15 protein-coding genes are annotated in these 15702 nt (G+C 60.9%); 5 read left to right on the top strand and 10 right to left on the bottom strand.

What is annotated here, in order from left to right; genetic code table 11:
- Nucleotides 1–34 precede the first annotated feature (34 nt).
- The 3 genes from ACR2R1_RS15570 to ACR2R1_RS15560 form a co-directional block, all read right to left on the bottom strand.
- A complete protein-coding gene (locus ACR2R1_RS15570; protein WP_434110829.1) occupies nt 35–2446 on the bottom strand; it encodes a PAS domain S-box protein in 2412 nt (803 codons plus the stop codon).
- 166 nt (nt 2447–2612) lie between these two features.
- Nucleotides 2613–3014 (bottom strand): ATP-binding protein, encoded by a 402-nt coding sequence (locus ACR2R1_RS15565; RefSeq protein WP_077730929.1) that lies wholly within the window; start codon nt 3012–3014, stop codon nt 2613–2615.
- Between the two features lie 394 nt (nt 3015–3408).
- On the bottom strand, nt 3409–3810 hold the full coding sequence (locus tag ACR2R1_RS15560) for a hypothetical protein (protein WP_434110828.1): 402 nt from the start codon (nt 3808–3810) through the stop codon (nt 3409–3411).
- A gap of 760 nt (nt 3811–4570) precedes the next feature.
- On the opposite strand from ACR2R1_RS15560, the gene ACR2R1_RS15555 reads away from it, so the two are divergent.
- Nucleotides 4571–5200: a ribonuclease H family protein gene (locus ACR2R1_RS15555; protein WP_166642450.1), complete on the top strand. Its 630-nt coding sequence runs from the start codon at nt 4571–4573 to the stop codon at nt 5198–5200.
- A 47-nt stretch (nt 5201–5247) separates the two neighbouring features.
- Here the strand turns inward: ACR2R1_RS15555 and ACR2R1_RS15550 are convergent, their stop codons facing one another.
- Nucleotides 5248–5943, bottom strand: a complete 696-nt coding sequence (locus ACR2R1_RS15550) for an SDR family oxidoreductase (protein WP_434110826.1) — start codon at nt 5941–5943, stop codon at nt 5248–5250.
- Nucleotides 5944–6371: 428 nt separating this feature from the next.
- On the opposite strand from ACR2R1_RS15550, the gene ACR2R1_RS15545 reads away from it, so the two are divergent.
- Nucleotides 6372–6602: a hypothetical protein gene (locus ACR2R1_RS15545; RefSeq protein ID WP_205780798.1), complete on the top strand. Its 231-nt coding sequence runs from the start codon at nt 6372–6374 to the stop codon at nt 6600–6602.
- A 197-nt stretch (nt 6603–6799) separates the two neighbouring features.
- On the opposite strand, the gene ACR2R1_RS15540 is transcribed toward ACR2R1_RS15545, so the two are convergent.
- The 6 genes from ACR2R1_RS15540 to ACR2R1_RS15515 all read right to left on the bottom strand — a co-directional run bounded on the left by ACR2R1_RS15540 (nt 6800) and on the right by ACR2R1_RS15515 (nt 10707).
- A complete protein-coding gene (locus tag ACR2R1_RS15540; protein ID WP_156879868.1) occupies nt 6800–7783 on the bottom strand; it encodes a ribose-phosphate diphosphokinase in 984 nt (327 codons plus the stop codon).
- Nucleotides 7780–8445, bottom strand: coding sequence for a dienelactone hydrolase family protein (locus tag ACR2R1_RS15535; RefSeq protein ID WP_077730935.1), 666 nt, complete (start codon nt 8443–8445; stop codon nt 7780–7782). The genes ACR2R1_RS15540 and ACR2R1_RS15535 overlap by 4 nt, the downstream gene beginning before the upstream one ends.
- 32 nt (nt 8446–8477) lie before the next feature.
- The gene (locus ACR2R1_RS15530) at nt 8478–9134 is read right to left on the bottom strand and encodes a phosphoribosyltransferase (protein WP_086134843.1); all 657 of its coding nucleotides are present in this window, start codon (nt 9132–9134) and stop codon (nt 8478–8480) included.
- Nucleotides 9135–9196: 62 nt separating this feature from the next.
- A complete protein-coding gene (locus tag ACR2R1_RS15525) occupies nt 9197–9391 on the bottom strand; it encodes a hypothetical protein (RefSeq protein WP_086134842.1) in 195 nt (64 codons plus the stop codon).
- Nucleotides 9392–9415: 24 nt separating this feature from the next.
- The gene (locus ACR2R1_RS15520; RefSeq protein ID WP_434110822.1) at nt 9416–9931 is read right to left on the bottom strand and encodes a type 1 glutamine amidotransferase domain-containing protein; all 516 of its coding nucleotides are present in this window, start codon (nt 9929–9931) and stop codon (nt 9416–9418) included.
- A gap of 17 nt (nt 9932–9948) precedes the next feature.
- Nucleotides 9949–10707 (bottom strand): BON domain-containing protein, encoded by a 759-nt coding sequence (locus ACR2R1_RS15515; protein ID WP_077730939.1) that lies wholly within the window; start codon nt 10705–10707, stop codon nt 9949–9951.
- Between the two features lie 249 nt (nt 10708–10956).
- Between ACR2R1_RS15515 and ACR2R1_RS15510 the strand changes: the two genes are divergently transcribed.
- From ACR2R1_RS15510 to ACR2R1_RS15500, 3 genes are all read left to right on the top strand, one after another.
- Nucleotides 10957–11589 (top strand): hypothetical protein, encoded by a 633-nt coding sequence (locus ACR2R1_RS15510; RefSeq protein ID WP_205780799.1) that lies wholly within the window; start codon nt 10957–10959, stop codon nt 11587–11589.
- Between the two features lie 27 nt (nt 11590–11616).
- A complete protein-coding gene (locus ACR2R1_RS15505; RefSeq protein ID WP_077730940.1) occupies nt 11617–12522 on the top strand; it encodes an alpha/beta fold hydrolase in 906 nt (301 codons plus the stop codon).
- A gap of 185 nt (nt 12523–12707) precedes the next feature.
- On the top strand, nt 12708–15581 hold the full coding sequence (locus tag ACR2R1_RS15500) for a discoidin domain-containing protein (protein ID WP_434110820.1): 2874 nt from the start codon (nt 12708–12710) through the stop codon (nt 15579–15581).
- Nucleotides 15582–15702: the final 121 nt, after the last annotated feature.

The raw sequence follows: 15702 nt of genomic DNA, 5'->3' as shown, positions 1-15702 counted from the left end.
TTGGACCCCCGGCATTCGAAAAACGCTCCTCGGCTTAAAGCGCTTTCAGCACCACGAGAGAAATGTCGTCATCGAAGGACCGGCTTTGACAAAACGCGCCGAGCTCGTCGACGATAATCTGGATCAGCTCTTGAGGGGATGCCTGAGCATGCGCGATAACGAGCTCGCAGAGACGGGATTCGCCGAAAAACTCCCCTTGTTTATTGCGCGCCTCGGTAATCCCATCGGTATATAGCAGCACCATATCGCCCTCGTTCAAGGCGAGTGCTTTCTCTTCGAAGGTCACTCCTTTCTTTACCCCCAAAATGAGCCCCTCGGCATCCAGTTCCGTGCAGTTCCGCTCCCCATTACGCAGCAACAGCGGACGGTTGTGCCCCGCGTTGGCGTAGCTGATCCGCCGGGTATCCGAACGGTAGCTCAGGTAGAACATGGAGATGAAAAAGCTGGCCTGGTTCAAATCCTCGAACAGGAGATCATTCAAGACCGACAGAGTCCTTTTTGCGCCGTTGCGGAGCCTCGCCTGGCCTTTCGCCATCCAGTCGGTTCCCATTTTCAGCGTGCTGCGGGTTTCGGCCATGATCAGAGCGGCGCCCACCGAGTGCCCGGACACGTCGGCGATCACGATATCGACCCCGTCTTCGGTGGCGAAATAGTCGAAATAATCGCCGCCGACATGGACCGCCGGCAGGCAATACCCTGCCACCTGAACGCCTTCCATCCGCAACGGAACGCTCGGCAAGAGGGACAACTGGATCTGCCTTGCGATTTCCATCTCGTGACGCTCTTCCTCGATGCGCCGCAATGCCGTGACGTCGGTCTGGGTGCCGATGAAATGGGTCACCCGGCCGTTTTCGTCCCTCACCGGAGAAATGAACAGCTCGTTCCAAAACGGCGTGCCGTCCTTGCGGTAATTTTTCAGCGTCAGATGGCAATCACGCTCTTCCCATACGGCTTTCCGAATCTCCTCGATCGCCTTCGGATCGGTTTCCGGACCTTGCAGAAAGCGGGGATTCCACCCGATCACCTCGTCCCGGCTGCGGCCCGTCATCTGGATGAAGGCGGGATTGGCGTAGATGATGGGATTGCCCGGCTGATGGGGATCGGTGATGATGATACCCACGCTGGACGCGGCGATGGCCCGGTCCCTAAGCCTTAGGGCGTCCACGAAGCGTTTGCGTTCGGTAACGTCGTTATCCACCCCGCGCCACCTCAGCAAGTGGCCCCGGCTGTCGGAGAGCGGGATGCCGGTCGATTCGGTAAACACTTCGCGGCCGTCCTTATGCTGATACCGGTTGATCAGGCGAACAAAGGACTCTTCGCGAGCGATCAGTTCCGGTGCCAGCACCGCAGAGCGTTCTCTGTCTTCCGGGAAGAAGAGCTCGTAATAGGGTTTTCCGATGATTTCCTCGGCGTCATAACCGAGAATACTTTTAACCGCGGTGCTGGAATAGGTGTAGCGGCCTTCCGCATCCTGTTCCCAGATCCACTCGCAAGTCATATCGACGATCTGACGAAACCGGGCCTCGCTTTCCCGCAAAGACTCCTCGGCGACCTTGCTTTCGGTGATGTCCTCGACCATATCGATGGCGAATTGCAGTTCGCCCCTGAACCCGTAGGTTCCGGAAACGATCTTGCGGACCCAGACCACCGTGCCGTTTTTCCGGATAAAGCGCTTTTCCAGGCTATAGTGCTTGTATTTCCCCTCGACCAAGCCCTTGAACCGCTGAATGCTGACTTCGAGATCGTCCGGGTAGCTCAGGTCGAAAATGACCCGGCCGTGCAGCTCCTCGGCACTAAAGCCCAGCATCTCCTGCAGGGCGAAATTGCATTCCCTGATCCTTCCGTTCTTGTCCAAGAGTGCGATGCCGATGCCGGCCCGCTCGAAAATCGCCCGGAACCGGGCTTCGCTTTCCCTGAGAGCGATTTCGGTGAGCTTGCGTTCGGCGATCTCCGCATGCAGGGTCGCTTTGGCCGTTGTAAGCTCCATGCTCTGCGTCTTCGCCTGCTTTTCCAGCTCGAGGTGACACATGCGCAAGGCTTCCTCGCTTTGGCTCAATTCGGCGATGGCTTGTTCCTTGTCGCGGTAGATCTCGGTCAGGCGCTTATTGGTCCTTTCCAAACTCTCGTTGAGCAGGCGCATTCGGGTCATGGCGTCATCATGGCTGCGCGACGTCCTTTCGAAAGGCGCGAGCGTCTCTCGAAAAAATACCTCCGCCTGCAATTCGACATCGACGCCTTCGGAAGGAGCGATGGCTCGAGCCGAAAGGCCCGCCAGCGCTTTATGATGAATCGCGGCCACCGCCGAAAGGCTCAAATTCGCCGCGACAGCCTGGCGTCCCAGCCGATAGGCGCGCAGCAAAGGATTTCCTTCCACGCCGGCCAAATAGTCATACAATGCCGCCGTGTATTGGGCCGCGAGTTCATCCTCGACCCTTTCGTCATTCATTGCATGGCTCCAAGATACGGCCCTGCGGCATCTGGCCGGAAAAACGCAGCATTTTCACGGGGCAAAATAACGACTTGCTCGGCTATTGGACTCCCGGACCGCCGCTCAATTCAATCCGCCGGAAGTCGGCCTGCGGCGCTTCACCCATAGACCGCTGGACCGCAACCTACCGCACCCATTTCTTCATCGTCACGGTCGTCCCTTTCCCGACGTCGGACACGACCTCGAACTCGTCCATCAGCCGCTTGGCACCCGCCAGACCCAGCCCGGCTCCCCCGCTCGTCGAATATCCCTCCTGCATGGCCAATTCGACATCGGGAATACCCGGCCCATCGTCGCGGGCCACGACGACGATGCCCTGGCTGCCGTTCTTTTGAGCCTTGCTCAGAATGACTTCGCCTTTTCCGGCGTACTGAAGGATGTTGAGGGCCACCTCCGAGATGGCCATGGCGATAAAGCTTTGTTCGACCGACCAGAAGCCCAGCTCCGCCGCCAACAATCGGGCCTGCTGCCGAGCGATTAGAATTTGCGACTCCGAATCGATGGGTACGCGTATTCCGTCGATCATGAACGCGCCTCTCCGTTCGCTGCATCATTCATGTTTATGGCGTGAAGCGCTCCTACGGTTCTCTTTCCGATTCCGGCAAACGAATAATTTTTTGCCTGACGATCCGGATTATCGTCCGCTATTCCGCTCGGCCACGCCAGCACCGCCGGAGCGTCCAACGAAATGGCAATGGCCGTCGCCGAAAAAGGAAAGAGTACGATATCCGGGCGGTTCATTCGAATATCCGCCGCGGGCGCGGAATCTCGCACCCCGAAGCGGATTTCCGATGCGACACGGGCTCTTCCCGCAAAACCACGAATTGTCGTTCGCGCATCCGAACCGGGCCGGTCCGTTTCGGCGGGCCATGCGCCGGATAGAAAGACTCGTATCGACACGGATCCGGCTGACAGGCGTACTATCCGCGGGCGATCAGAGCCGCCAATACGAGTCCCGCAATGACATTCCCGCCGATGCTCACGAACAGCTCCCGCGTGAAAAAGGCCTGCGGTCGCATCTTGCCGAGCTTGGGATTCTTGTGCTTGGCGGTAATCTCGATGGTTCCGGCGGAGATGTTCCGTGCAATGGCCCGGACCCGCTCGATGACCTCCGCCTCGGTATGCAGGGCGGGGTGATATTTGATCAGAAAGGTCCCCGTAGTGATGTTCGGTTCGGCATGGTAGATCCCCCTCGCCTGAGCGTCCCCGAGCAGGCTTTGCTTGAGCAGCTCGGCCATAGTCCGCTTATTTCTGATCAGAGGCACCCGGATGCGGATTCGAGCCGGGACCTTATTGTGAACGATCACAATCGTTTCGGGCATTGCGTGCCTCTCGAGCCGGAGTGAAAAAGCCGATGGCTTTTTTCAAAGTGATTTGATCATTCAGACATGAAAATGCGTGAAGAATGCCGCAAAACGCTCTTCGGTCTTTCGGCAGGGTCACGCTTGTCTGATCAGAGGCGCCCGGATGCGGATTATGGATAATTTCTTGCGGGAGCGGGCCTTTCGACACAGCTCAAGACAGGCTTCAGCCCTCGATCGAAGGCGATTGGCGGGCATTCGTCATTCGAGCCGCCGGGTTCTTGTTCGACATAAAAAAGCCGGGGCTTCCAAACCCCGGCTTTTTATGCGCGTATGGCGCGAACGCTTGCTCATTGTTTGTCCTTATCGTCCATCCGGTCGTAATTCTTCAGGCAGAACCCGATGGACCCGCCGGTGGTGCCGAAAAATACCAATGCCAAGAATATTTCAACGCTCGTCATAGTGATTTCCCCTTGCTGATGTACATCCAGTTAGTATCAGTATCGTCACGATTGTTCCTTTTGTTTAATAACGATTTCTTATGGATTAGATCAGATAGTTTAATTAAACATCATAAAAGTCTTTTTATTTACGATAATGTTTCCATTTTTGAAACAATCCAGACATGAAAAACCAACGCCCGTTGGCTTTACCAAGGAGAGCAGGCACTAGACCGTTTTCGAAAACGCTAGGAAAAAACGCGAGTCGCGAAATCAGCGTCCGGCGGCGTCTGTGGGCGTGGGCAAGAAAACTTGCTCCCTCTTCCCGACTCCAACCGGTGATGAATACCAGTCGCAACGAATCCCGACATCTCAACCGGATGATCGATGGGCTGCTCGACGCGGACTCGGATACGGCCGAGCTGATCGCTGCGGCCAAGCAGGCAGGTCCGGCAGCGCTAGCCGAACGCATCCGGCAGCGCAGCGCGCGGCAGGTGCGCCTACAACCCGCGCGGGCGCAAACGATCCTGCAGATCCGCGATCGCCTGATTTGGCTGGTTTATGCGAGCCCGCTTCCCCCGGAAGGATTTTCAGCCTGGTGCGACGGCTCGAGCGTCCGCACGGCTTCGGGCGCAGCGAACGGAATCGGGGCGATCGTGACCGATGCTCATGGAGAAGTCGTGGCGAAGAGCGCCGGGCGGGTGCCGTCCGTTCTCCCACCCTTCGAAACCGAGATCGGGGCGTTGGAACGGGCTTTGGAGCTGGCATTGGAGTCCCGCGGGACCGTTCTCCGAGTGCACACCGACTGCCCCGCTCTGGTTCAGCTCTGGCAGCGGCACCCGCACGATCATCGATTCGCCGCAATCCGCCGTTTGGCCCGTCGGTTCGAGCGGCTCGACCTGTGCGCAGTGCCGCGAGAGCACAATCAAGCTGCCCATCGCTTGGCGAAAGCCGCCGCGAGCGCTATGTGACGCCGGTTCCGAGGAGCGGCCGGCATCGCACGAGCAGGGAGTATTTCTTACCAGGGAATCTCGGTGCCGTCATAGCGAAAGAAACGGCCGGTATCCGCCAGTGTGAACTTGTCGATTAGCTTTCGCATGCCGCGCACGCTTTCTTCCGGCGTCAAAGGCGCGCCGGTGCCGCCCATCCGAGTCCCCACCCAGCCGGGGTGTAATAGAAGCACGCCGATGTTCAACGGCTTGAGTTCCAGCGAGAGTCCCTTCATCACCGCGTTCAGCGCGGCCTTGCTGGATCGGTAAAAGTAACTGCCGGGGCTGTCGATCTCGGCAATGGAGCCCATATGACTGGTGATCGCCACCACCAACCGCTTTTCGCTGCGCGCCAGAGATTCGACGAATGCCTTGGTGATGCGGAGCGGAGCCATGGTGTTGACCTGAAACGTGTAGGCCCAGTCATCGTAATTGAGGGGCGCGTTCAACGGCAGGTATTTCTCGGTATAAACCCCGGCATTGTTGAGTAGGAGATCGATGGGCGTCTCCCGCAGTTCCTCGGCTAAGGCAACGATCCGGCCGGCGTTCGTCACGTCCAGCTGATGGATGCGTACCGCTCGGTACCGGTCCGCCAACCGCGCCAATTCATCCGCCTCGTCGGGGTATCGGCAGGTAGCGAAGACCTGCCATCCGGCCTGGGCGTACTGGCGGCACCATTCCAGCCCCAATCCGCGGTTGCTCCCCGTGATGAGAACGCTCGTCATGACGCTCGAAACTCCGGTTATTGTAAGAATCCCACAATAGGACTTCCTCAACTGAGACCGCCGGATTCCCATGCGAGTTCGCGGCCGGCACCCGTCGTAAGGCGCACCGGCCAGACCAAACTCGTCGGCCCTGAGCCGGTCTAATTTTATCCGGCGTTCGAGTGAACATTCATCGTAGGATGGGTAGAGCGAAGCGAAACCCATCGATGGCGGGTTAGCCCTTCGACAGGCTCAGGACAGGCTCCGCGTAGCCCACCGACCCTTCGACTTGGCTCAGGACAGGTCCGAGGCCGCTCGGCGGGTTACGGCCTCGCGGCCTAACCCACCCTACAAACATGAATTCCTTCTCGAAAACGGTTTGGAATAAGTTCGACCAAGGTCGGCTTGTTCCCATTCGAACATCGGTCCGAACGGCAGAGGACAGGGCTATGGCCAGAGGAAGTAAAGAAAAGTACACCGAGAAGCAGAAACGGCAGGCTCGGCACATCGAGGAAGGTTACGAATCGCGCGGCGTCCCCGAAGAGGAAGCCGAGCGGCGCGCGTGGGCCACGGTGAACAAAATTCACGGCGGCGGGAAAAAGCGGGGCGGCAGCGGTCACGGAAAAGAGGAGGATCGCGAGCCGACGCGCAAGGGCGGACATAAAGGCGGCAAACATTAAACCGGGCTGGCGTTTATCGGTCCAAGCTCAGGTTCGCAGGTCGGCAATCCTTGGCCGACGGACCCGTTCGTAGGATGTGCTGAACGAAGTTAGTAGGTCGGCAATCCTTTGCCGACAAGCCTGCGTGCCGACCCGTTAACGTCGGGAAAGGATTCCCGACTTACTTGTTGGGCGCTCAGCGGTTTCGGCCGGCTCTTTCAATCCTCCATCAACGCGCTGACGGAACCGCCGGCATGGATCTGCCGGACGGCTTCCGCGAACAGCGGCGCGATCGGGATGACCGTCAGCTTCCCCTGAGCCGTTTCCGGAGGAAGCCTGAAAAGCGGAACGCTGTCGGTGACGGCCAGGCTGTCCAGGACGGGATCGGCCACGACGCTCGCGGCCTCGCCGACGAACAGCCCGTGGGTTGAGGCGACGTGGACGGCTAAGGCGCCTTGTTCGCGGCAAACCTGGGCGGCGCGCGCTACGGTGCCGCCGGTGCTGATCATGTCATCGACGATGAGGGCCGTTTTGCCGCGCACATTTCCCGCCAGAATCGCACCGCGTACCGTGTCATCGCTGCGGTACTTTTCCATGAGGGCGCTGCCGACAGTCGCGCCGAGCCGCCGGGACAACTTGCGGCGGAAGCTCTCTGCCCGTTTGAGCCCACCTGCGTCGGGCGAGACCACGGCCACGTCTCCGTGGAGTTTCGCCGCGAAATGCTCGATCAGCAGCTTCCCGGCTTCCAAATGGTCGGTCCGGCAGCGGAAGGCATTCTGAAAACCCGCCAGATCGTGGACGTCGAGGGTGATAACCCGGTCCGCGCCCGCGGCCTCGAACAGCTGCGCCACATAACGCAGCGTGACCGGTTCGCGCGGCCGGGTTTTCCGGTCGGCCCGAGCATAGGCCAAATACGGCACGACCGCAGTCACCGAGGCGGCGGACGCATCCTTGAGCGCACCGACAAAAAACCACAGGCGGCACAGTTTGTCGTTGACGGTCTTGCCGGGCTCGTCGTACAGCGATTGCACCACGAATACGTCGGAGTCCCGCACGTTCTCGGCCGGATACGCCTTGTGCTCGCCGTCGTCGAAATCTTTTTCCTCGACTAAGGACAAGTCAGAACCCAATGCGCGGGCGATGTTTTCTCCCAATGTCCGGCTTTCGCTCAGCGCGAACAGGCGAAGCGGGCCGCGGTTCATCGACGCAGATACTTCAGGAACCAGTCGCGGGCGAGTTCTTCCACCTTTTCCAGCGTGCCGGGTTCCTCGAACAGATGGGTCGCGCCGGGGACTATCTCCAGCCGGTTCACGGCATTCATGCGCTCCGCCGCCAAGCGGTTGAGCTCGATGACCACATCGTCGTAACCGCCGACGATCAGGAGCGTGGGTGCCAGAACCTCGGGCAATCGCTCCTCCGCGAGATCCGGCCGTCCGCCCCGCGATACCACGGCCGCCACCGATTCCGGACGCTCGGCCGCGGCCCGGAGCGCCGCCGCCGCACCGGTGCTGGCGCCGAACAATCCGAAGGAAAGGTCGGTGGTCAATTCGTATTGCGTGGCCCAGTCGATCGCGCCCACCAGGCGGTCGGTCAAAAGGCCGATGTCGAAACGGAATTGACGGGTGTACTGGTCGACCTCGTGTTCCTCCGCGGTGAGAAGATCGAACAGCAGCGTAGCGAGGTCGGCGCGGTTGAGGAAATCGGCGACGGCGCGGTTGCGCGGGCTGAACCGGCTGCTGCCGCTGCCGTGGGCGAAGATCACGAGTCCTTGAGGCTGGTCCGGAATGAACAGCGAGCCGGACAGCGTCACGCCCGCCGGACCTACCGGAAATTCAATGGAATCCGAGGGTGCGGCTTGATTCATCTCTTCATCTCCCTGCCGAACAAAAAGCTTGTTTAATCCGATGTCTCGCCCCAGGCTCGGGTAAGAATCTCCCGAACCTCGTCATCGGTGGTCTGGGAAAAGTCCCGGTATCCTTGACCCACTGCAAAAAACGGCTCGGGAGTCATCAAGCAGACCACCTCGTCGACTTCGGCGCGCAAACGCTCCACCGTATCCACCGGCGCCAGCGGCACGGCGACCACGATGCAAGCCGGGTTTCGCTGGCGCAGGGCGGCGAGGCCGGCGCGCATGGTCGCTCCCGTGGCGATGCCGTCGTCCACCACGATGATGCAGCGGTTCTCGATATCGGGGTACGGACGATCGCCCCGGTAAAGCCGCTCGCGGCGCTCCAGTTCCTGGCGCTCTTTCGCGGCGGCGTTCTCGATAACTTCGTCGCTGATCCGGTAGATCGATACCACATCGCGGTTCAGCACGGAGGCGCCCCCGCTGGCGATCGCGCCCATGGCCAACTCCGGATTGCCGGGTGTTCCGAGCTTGCGCACGATCAAAAGGTCCAAGGGCGCTTTCAGGGCACGGGCGACTTCGTATGCCACCGGCACCCCGCCGCGCGGCAGGGCGAGAACGATCAGGTCGGAACGGCCGGCATAAGCACCCAAGGCCTCCGCCAATTTGCGGCCGGCGTCCGTGCGGTTTTCGAAAAGTGTATCCATAGGAGTCCCAACAACGGCTGAAAACCCGAGTTTCGTTCCTCAACTCGGCTGGTATTTCTGCTTTACGGTATTTCCAAGCGTCCGCCGCGCCACTCGCTCAGCTGTTCCGCGCCGATCCGCAGTTTTTCCCTTAGCGCCTCGATCCGCTCCTTTTGCTCGAGCCGGGTCGCTGGCCACGCTTCCAGCCGGTCGAGTTCGGCTTGCCATTCCTCCATTTGCATTTGGAGTTCCCGCAAGCGGGCTTGTTCGGTATTCATGGCTGTTCCGGTAATTCTTCCATATCAACGAGAAGCCCTGTTTTTCAGGAGCTTCATGAATTCCCGCATGAACGCCGGGAGATCCGCGGGTTGTCTCGACGTTACCAGATTGCCGTCCACGACGACCTCCCGGTCTTCATAATGGGCTCCGGCTTGCCTCATTTCGTCCGCGACGGCCCGATAACAAGTGGCGTGCCGATTCTTCAGCACACCGGCCGATATCAGGATCTGCGGCCCGTGGCAAACGGCCGCTACCGGCCGATCGTTCTGCATGAAAACCTTGGCGATCGCCAAAGCCGAGGGTTCCTCCCGCAATGCGGCCGGCGCTTTGCCGCCGGGGAGCAGAAGAACGTCGTAATCTTGCGGAACGATTTCCGAAAGCTTCTTGTCGACCGCCACTTCGTAGCCGTGTTTGCCGATGATCGTCCCGGTTTTGTCGGAACCGATCTCGACCGGAATTCCCTCCTCTTTCAGCCGGTAGTACGGCACGAGGAGTTCGGCATCCTCGAAATAGTCTGAACTGAGTATGAGGACTTTCATCCTGAGTCTCTCTTCTCTTAATGGAGCGCTTCCTCCCGTTCGGACGGGGGAGGCTGTTGGGTCGTCTCGGGTGCGGGGCGAGGCGATTGAATTGCCTCGGGACGGTAGCCCTCGGCGACGCTCGGTCCGCCCGTGAGCGGTTTGTTGGTCAGTGCCCGCAGGATCAGGGTGGAACCCGCCAAACCCAAAACGGCCGTGAGCGGACTCGCATGCCGCAGGGCATTGACCGCCAGGGTGGTTCCGGTTGCGCCGGCGATCAGCCGGGTGGCCGGCGCCCAGTTCTCCTGCAGGATGTCCGGGCGTATCCGGCGGCGCGGAACTCCGCCCTGAAGTTCGGGGATCTGCTCCGCGGTCTCATGTACTTCCAGCCGATCGTCCACACCCCTGACTCCGCGTACCGAGGCCACACACCGGTAGAGCGGCTTGTGCTCATGCGCCAGTACCGGACCGGAGAGCGTCACAAAACCGTCCTGCACCTTGACGTCGATGACTTTGGGATGGGAGACCACCCGTCCGATATTGGACCGTACCCTATCAACCAGCAAGTCGTCGGGGACAGGCCCCGCCGTCAGCCACCCGTTGAGCTCCGCGACCATGCCGACCGCGCGATTGCGAAGGTCGCGCAGGGCCACCTGAAACGCGTCATCGAATCGGTTCATGCTGCTCGTCGTCTTGTCGCGGAGAACGGCCCGGCGATATCGCCCGCGATCCGGGTCGAGCAAATACATCAACGCGGCCCCCACGGCCGCCCCGTACAGTGTTGAGTTCCGCTTCATGGCATTCTCCTCCGAGTGATCCGTACTGCTCTCGCCTGACTAATCAGACTCGTCTCCCGAAAGGGAGTTGCACGCGAGTGTTACCGAAATGAAAAAGGCGGCCGAACGGATTGCGGGTGATTCGGAAATTCCGTCGGCTATTCGCCGATCACCGTGCGAAGTGGCGCGATCGAGCACGCCGCGCGACCGACAGGAGCATACGGATGAGGCCGGCGTCTAAACAAAGAAGACGATCCGAAAGGAAGTGTGATGTCCGAACCGAAAGCCATTGCGGCAACGATCGAAACCGTGGTGCCCGGGGTGTGGCGCTGGTCCGTACAGGATGATCGTATCGGTTACGAGAGCGATGCGCACGCCATCGCGTCGGGTGACCGCATGGTCCTTATCGATCCCTTGAGGGTCGAGACAGCGGTCCTCGAACGCTTAGGGCCGGTGGAGGCGATTTGCCTCACCGCCGCCTGCCATCAGCGGGCCGCCTGGCATTACCGCCGTCGTTTGGGCGTGAAGGTGTATGCGCCCGACGGCACGCGGCCCATGGACGAGGAACCGGACCTGCGCTACCGGGCAGGCGATGTGCTGCCGGGGGGCCTTCGGGCGATCCACACGCCGGGACCGGAATCCGCGCATTACGCCTTCTTCTTGCCGAAGCGTCCCGGCATCCTGTTTTGCCCGGATCTTCTGTCGCACGGAGCCGGCGAGGCCTTGGCCTTTGTTCCGGCCGAGTATCACGAGAACCCGGCGCTAACTCGGCAGAGCGTGCGGAATTTGCTGGACCTGGACTTCGCGGTGCTCTGCTTCGACCATGGCCGCCCCCTCCTCGACGAGCCCAAGGCCGCGCTGCGGGCCCTGCTCGCCGAGAAGCCGGGGACCTCGCACAGCTGACTTCCGCGCAGCAGCTATCGATAAGGTATGGCACCCGGAGAGGCATCATCCCGGCACTGGAATCACCGCTACGCGGTAGTCAACGGAATACGCCTGCACTGGGTGGAAGCCGGAACCGGGCCTCTCGTCGTGTTGCTGCACGGATTTCCGGAATTCTGGTACTCATGGCGTCACCAAATCCCGGCACTGGCGGAAGCGGGCTTTCGCGTAGTCGCCCCGGATCTCCGCGGCTACAACGAGTCCGAAAAACCCGCTGGAATCAGGCGTTATCGCCTGGAAACCCTGGCGGACGACGTGCTCGCGATCATTCACGCGCTGGGCCAAGAGCGATGCGCGGTGGTCGGACATGATTGGGGCGGTGCCATCGCCTGGTTTCTGGCCATGCGCCATCCGCAGGCGGTAGAGAATTTGATCGTCCTGAATGCCCCGCATCCGGAGCGTTTCTTTCAGGAACTCAGGACGCCGGCGCAGTTGCGGAAGTCCTGGTACGTATTCTTCTTCCAGCTCCCGTGGCTGCCCGAAAGGCTGATTCGAGCGGATGATTATGCCGGATTAGGCCGGATATTGCGGACCGATCCGGTGCGGCCCGATGCGTTCACCGAAGCCGACATTCAGTGCTACAAGCAAGCCCTGGCGCAGCCGGGCGCGCTGACTGCGGCGATTCATTATTACCGTGCCCTGTTCCGCCGCAACCTTCTCCGATTCCGGCGGCAGATCCGCCCCATTCATGCGCCGACACTTTTGATCTGGGGTGAGCAGGATCGCTATCTCGGTATCGGGCTGACCCAGGGTTTGGAACGATGGGTTCCGAATATCCGGGTCGAACGCATCCCCGAGGCGAGTCACTGGGTTCAGGCGGACGCGCCCGAGCGTGTCAACTCGTTGATCATTGGCTTTCTTCGAAAACAAGGGCATGGCATGGGGCGAAGTTGACGTCTTCACCGGTATTCCGTGCGCAGTGGATGTGCCGAGGATTCGGCTATCTCTTTCTGCACGAAATTGTGGCGCAAGAATACCTCGAGCCGCCTGCCGCGGAAGGGTGAAGCCAGCAGTCGGATCAGCGCTGCAATGGTGTTAATCTTCTGAGCCAACTCACTACACCCGACTGCGGAGTGCGCATGAATGTCCCCTACAAAGGCCGATGGACGGTGACTGCCAGCGGCGGCGATCCCCGAGCCGCCATCGACGACTCCTACTCGACGCGATGGGTCTCCGAACCGTCGGTGCCCCCCTGGCTCGAGATCGATTTCGGCCGGATCGCGATCCTCGGAGGACTCGAGGTTTACTGGGGCAGGCATGCGCCCAAGGTATATTCCTTCGTGTCCTCGCTCGACGGCGAAGCGTGGACGCCTCTTTGTGCCACCCGCCACGGCGAGGGCGGTCAAGACGTCTTCGCGTTTCCGCCGACGGAGGCTCGATTCGTGCGCTGGACTTGCGCCGATCCGGAGCCGGAGCGGGGCCTCGAAATCGTCGAAATCAACCTGTACGGTCCGGGCGAGGCCGCGTCGGTGCAAGAGCCGGGGCGAATCGCGGCGTTGGGCCGTGGGCCGGTCAAGATTCCGCCAGGCGAGAGCATTACCGTCGATTTCGGGTATACGCGATCGCCGCTCGGCGTGCTGGTCCAATGGGGAGAGACTTACGGAACCGACTTTTCGGTCGAGCTTTCCGACGACGGCAAGAACTTTCGGGAGGTCGGCCGCATCATCCTCGGCAACGGCGACTACGACAGCTTTTATTGGCGATCCACCACGAGCCGCTATCTGCGCTTCACGGTTCACGAGGCAAGCAGTCCGGAAGGGGCTGTCGTCGACGAACTCAAGCTCCGCATCCTGAACAAGGACAGAATGCCGATCGGCCAACTGGAGCGCGCGGCGCAAGTGGCGCGCAGCGATCTTTATCCGCAGGCTCTTCTGGAGCGGCAGGTCTATTGGACCGTGCTCGGGGAGATCGATCGGTCCGAGGATGCCCTTTTCGACGAATACGGCAATCTCGAGCCCCGCCCCGGTTCCGGCCAACTCATGCCGTTGCTTCGACTGGACGGAACGCTTCACGGCGCGCCCGGCGCTTCCGCGATCACTCAAACGCTGGCCGACGGCGCGCTGCCCATTCCTTCCGTCGCGTGGTCGGCACGGGAGGTGGAACTTAGGGCGACCGCCCTCGCCGATGCAGGGCAAGCGATAGTCGAGTACCGCATCACGAACCGCGCCGGCGTGCCGCAGCAAGGGGCGCTCGTCCTCGCGCTGCGCCCCGCCCAAATCAACCCGTATTGGCAACACGGCGGACACGCGATCATCAACTCGATAGCCATCGACGGAAAGGAGGTTCGGGTCAACGATGGGTGGTATGCCGGTTTTTCGAGTGCCCCCGATGTCGCGACGATCGCCGAATTTCACGACGGAGACGTGGTGAAACTGATCGAGAACCAGCCGCAGCACACCGAACGCTGCTTGCATTCCGATTCCGGTCTCCTGAGTGCCGCATGCGAGTTCGACTTTTCCCTGGCCCCGGGCGAGACCGCTTCCTTCGTCGTATCGGCTCCGCTCAGGGACGGTATCGCACCCGACACGGAGGTCGACTTCGCCAGCATTCGCGAGAAGGTCGCTCGAGTTTGGCGCGAGAAGATCGGCCCGCGCAGAATCACGGTGGGAGACCGCGAAGTCAGCGATACGGTCGAGGCACAGACGGGACTCATCCTGGTGAACGCCACCCGCTATGCCTTCAAGCCCGGTCCGCGCAATTACGACCGAACCTGGATACGCGACGGCTCCTCGCAGGCCCTTGCCCTGCTCTACGCCGGTTTGATCGAAGAGGCCGAGCGCTACGTGCTGTGGTACTCGAAACGCATCTACGACAACGGCATGGTGCCGCCGATCCTGAATCCCGACGGTAGCGTAAACCGCGGCTACGGAAGCGACATCGAGTTCGACGCCCAGGGCCAGTTCGTGGCGATCGCAGCCGACACCTATCGCTTCAGCCGGGATCGCGCCTTTCTCGAAGCCATTTTCGAACCCGTCGTCCGGGCCACCCGATTCATCGAGGAACTCTGCGCGCGAACCAATGCGCTGCACGGGCCCGAAACGCGGTTCCATGGGCTTTTGGCGCCATCCATCAGCCACGAGGGTTACAACAAGCCGACCTACAGCTACTGGGACAACTTTTTCGCGTTGCGGGCGTGGCGCGACTGCGCCTATCTGGCCGCCGAGATCGGCGATGCGGAAATCGCGAACCTGGCCGAAACCAAGGAACAGGAGTTCGCCGCAAACCTGGCCCGCTCATTGCGAATGACGACCGAAGAGCTCGGTTCGGGGCTGGTCCATGCCTCCGCCGATCGCGAGGATGTCGATCCCACGTCGACCTCCATCGCTTTCGAACCCTGCCGTGTGGAGGATGTGCTTCCGGCGGAGTACATTCAGGCAACCTACGATCTGTATCTCGACCATCTCGAACTCATTCGCGCGCCCGACTTCCAAGGGGGCTTTACGCCGTACGAGATTCGCAATCTGAACGCGCTCGTGGCGCTGGGTCGAACCGAGGAAGCCTTCCGGCTCCTCGGGGATGCGCTCACCTGGCGCAGACCCGCCGGTTGGCGTCATTGGGCCGAGGTCGTCTGGGCCGACCCGCGCGTGCCGGACTATATCGGCGATATGCCTCACACCTGGATCGGCGCCGAATTCGCCACCGCGATCCGCCGCATGTTGATTAGGGAAAACGGCGGCACGCTCGAACTTTTTCGAGCCGTCCCCGATGCCTGGTGGGAAGGCGAAGGCATTACGCTGAACGAGCTGCCGACCTGCTTCGGAACGGTCAGTCTCAGAGCCCGCCGCGGCGAATCGCAAGTGACGGTCGATCTGAGCGTGACCGGAACCGCGCCGAAACGGATCGTCCTTCGCTATCCGGGCGCGCGGCAAGCCCACGCCGACGGCAAACCGTGCGAGATCGACGGCGATCTCATCAAGGCACCGAATCTGAACCGGCTCGTGATCGATCTGTAGACTTGTAGGGTGGGTTAGCGAAGCGTAACCCACCGACCCTTCGACTTGGTTCAGGACAGGTCCGAGGCCGCTCGGTGGGTTACGGCCTCGCGGCCTAACCCACCCTACAAAAATCAATTCC

This window comes from Methylocaldum sp. GT1TLB (genome assembly GCF_051027445.1).
GTDB lineage: Bacteria > Pseudomonadota > Gammaproteobacteria > Methylococcales > Methylococcaceae > Methylocaldum.
Note: the sequence above shows the minus strand (reverse complement) of the source record. Positions and strands in the feature narration are given on the sequence as shown.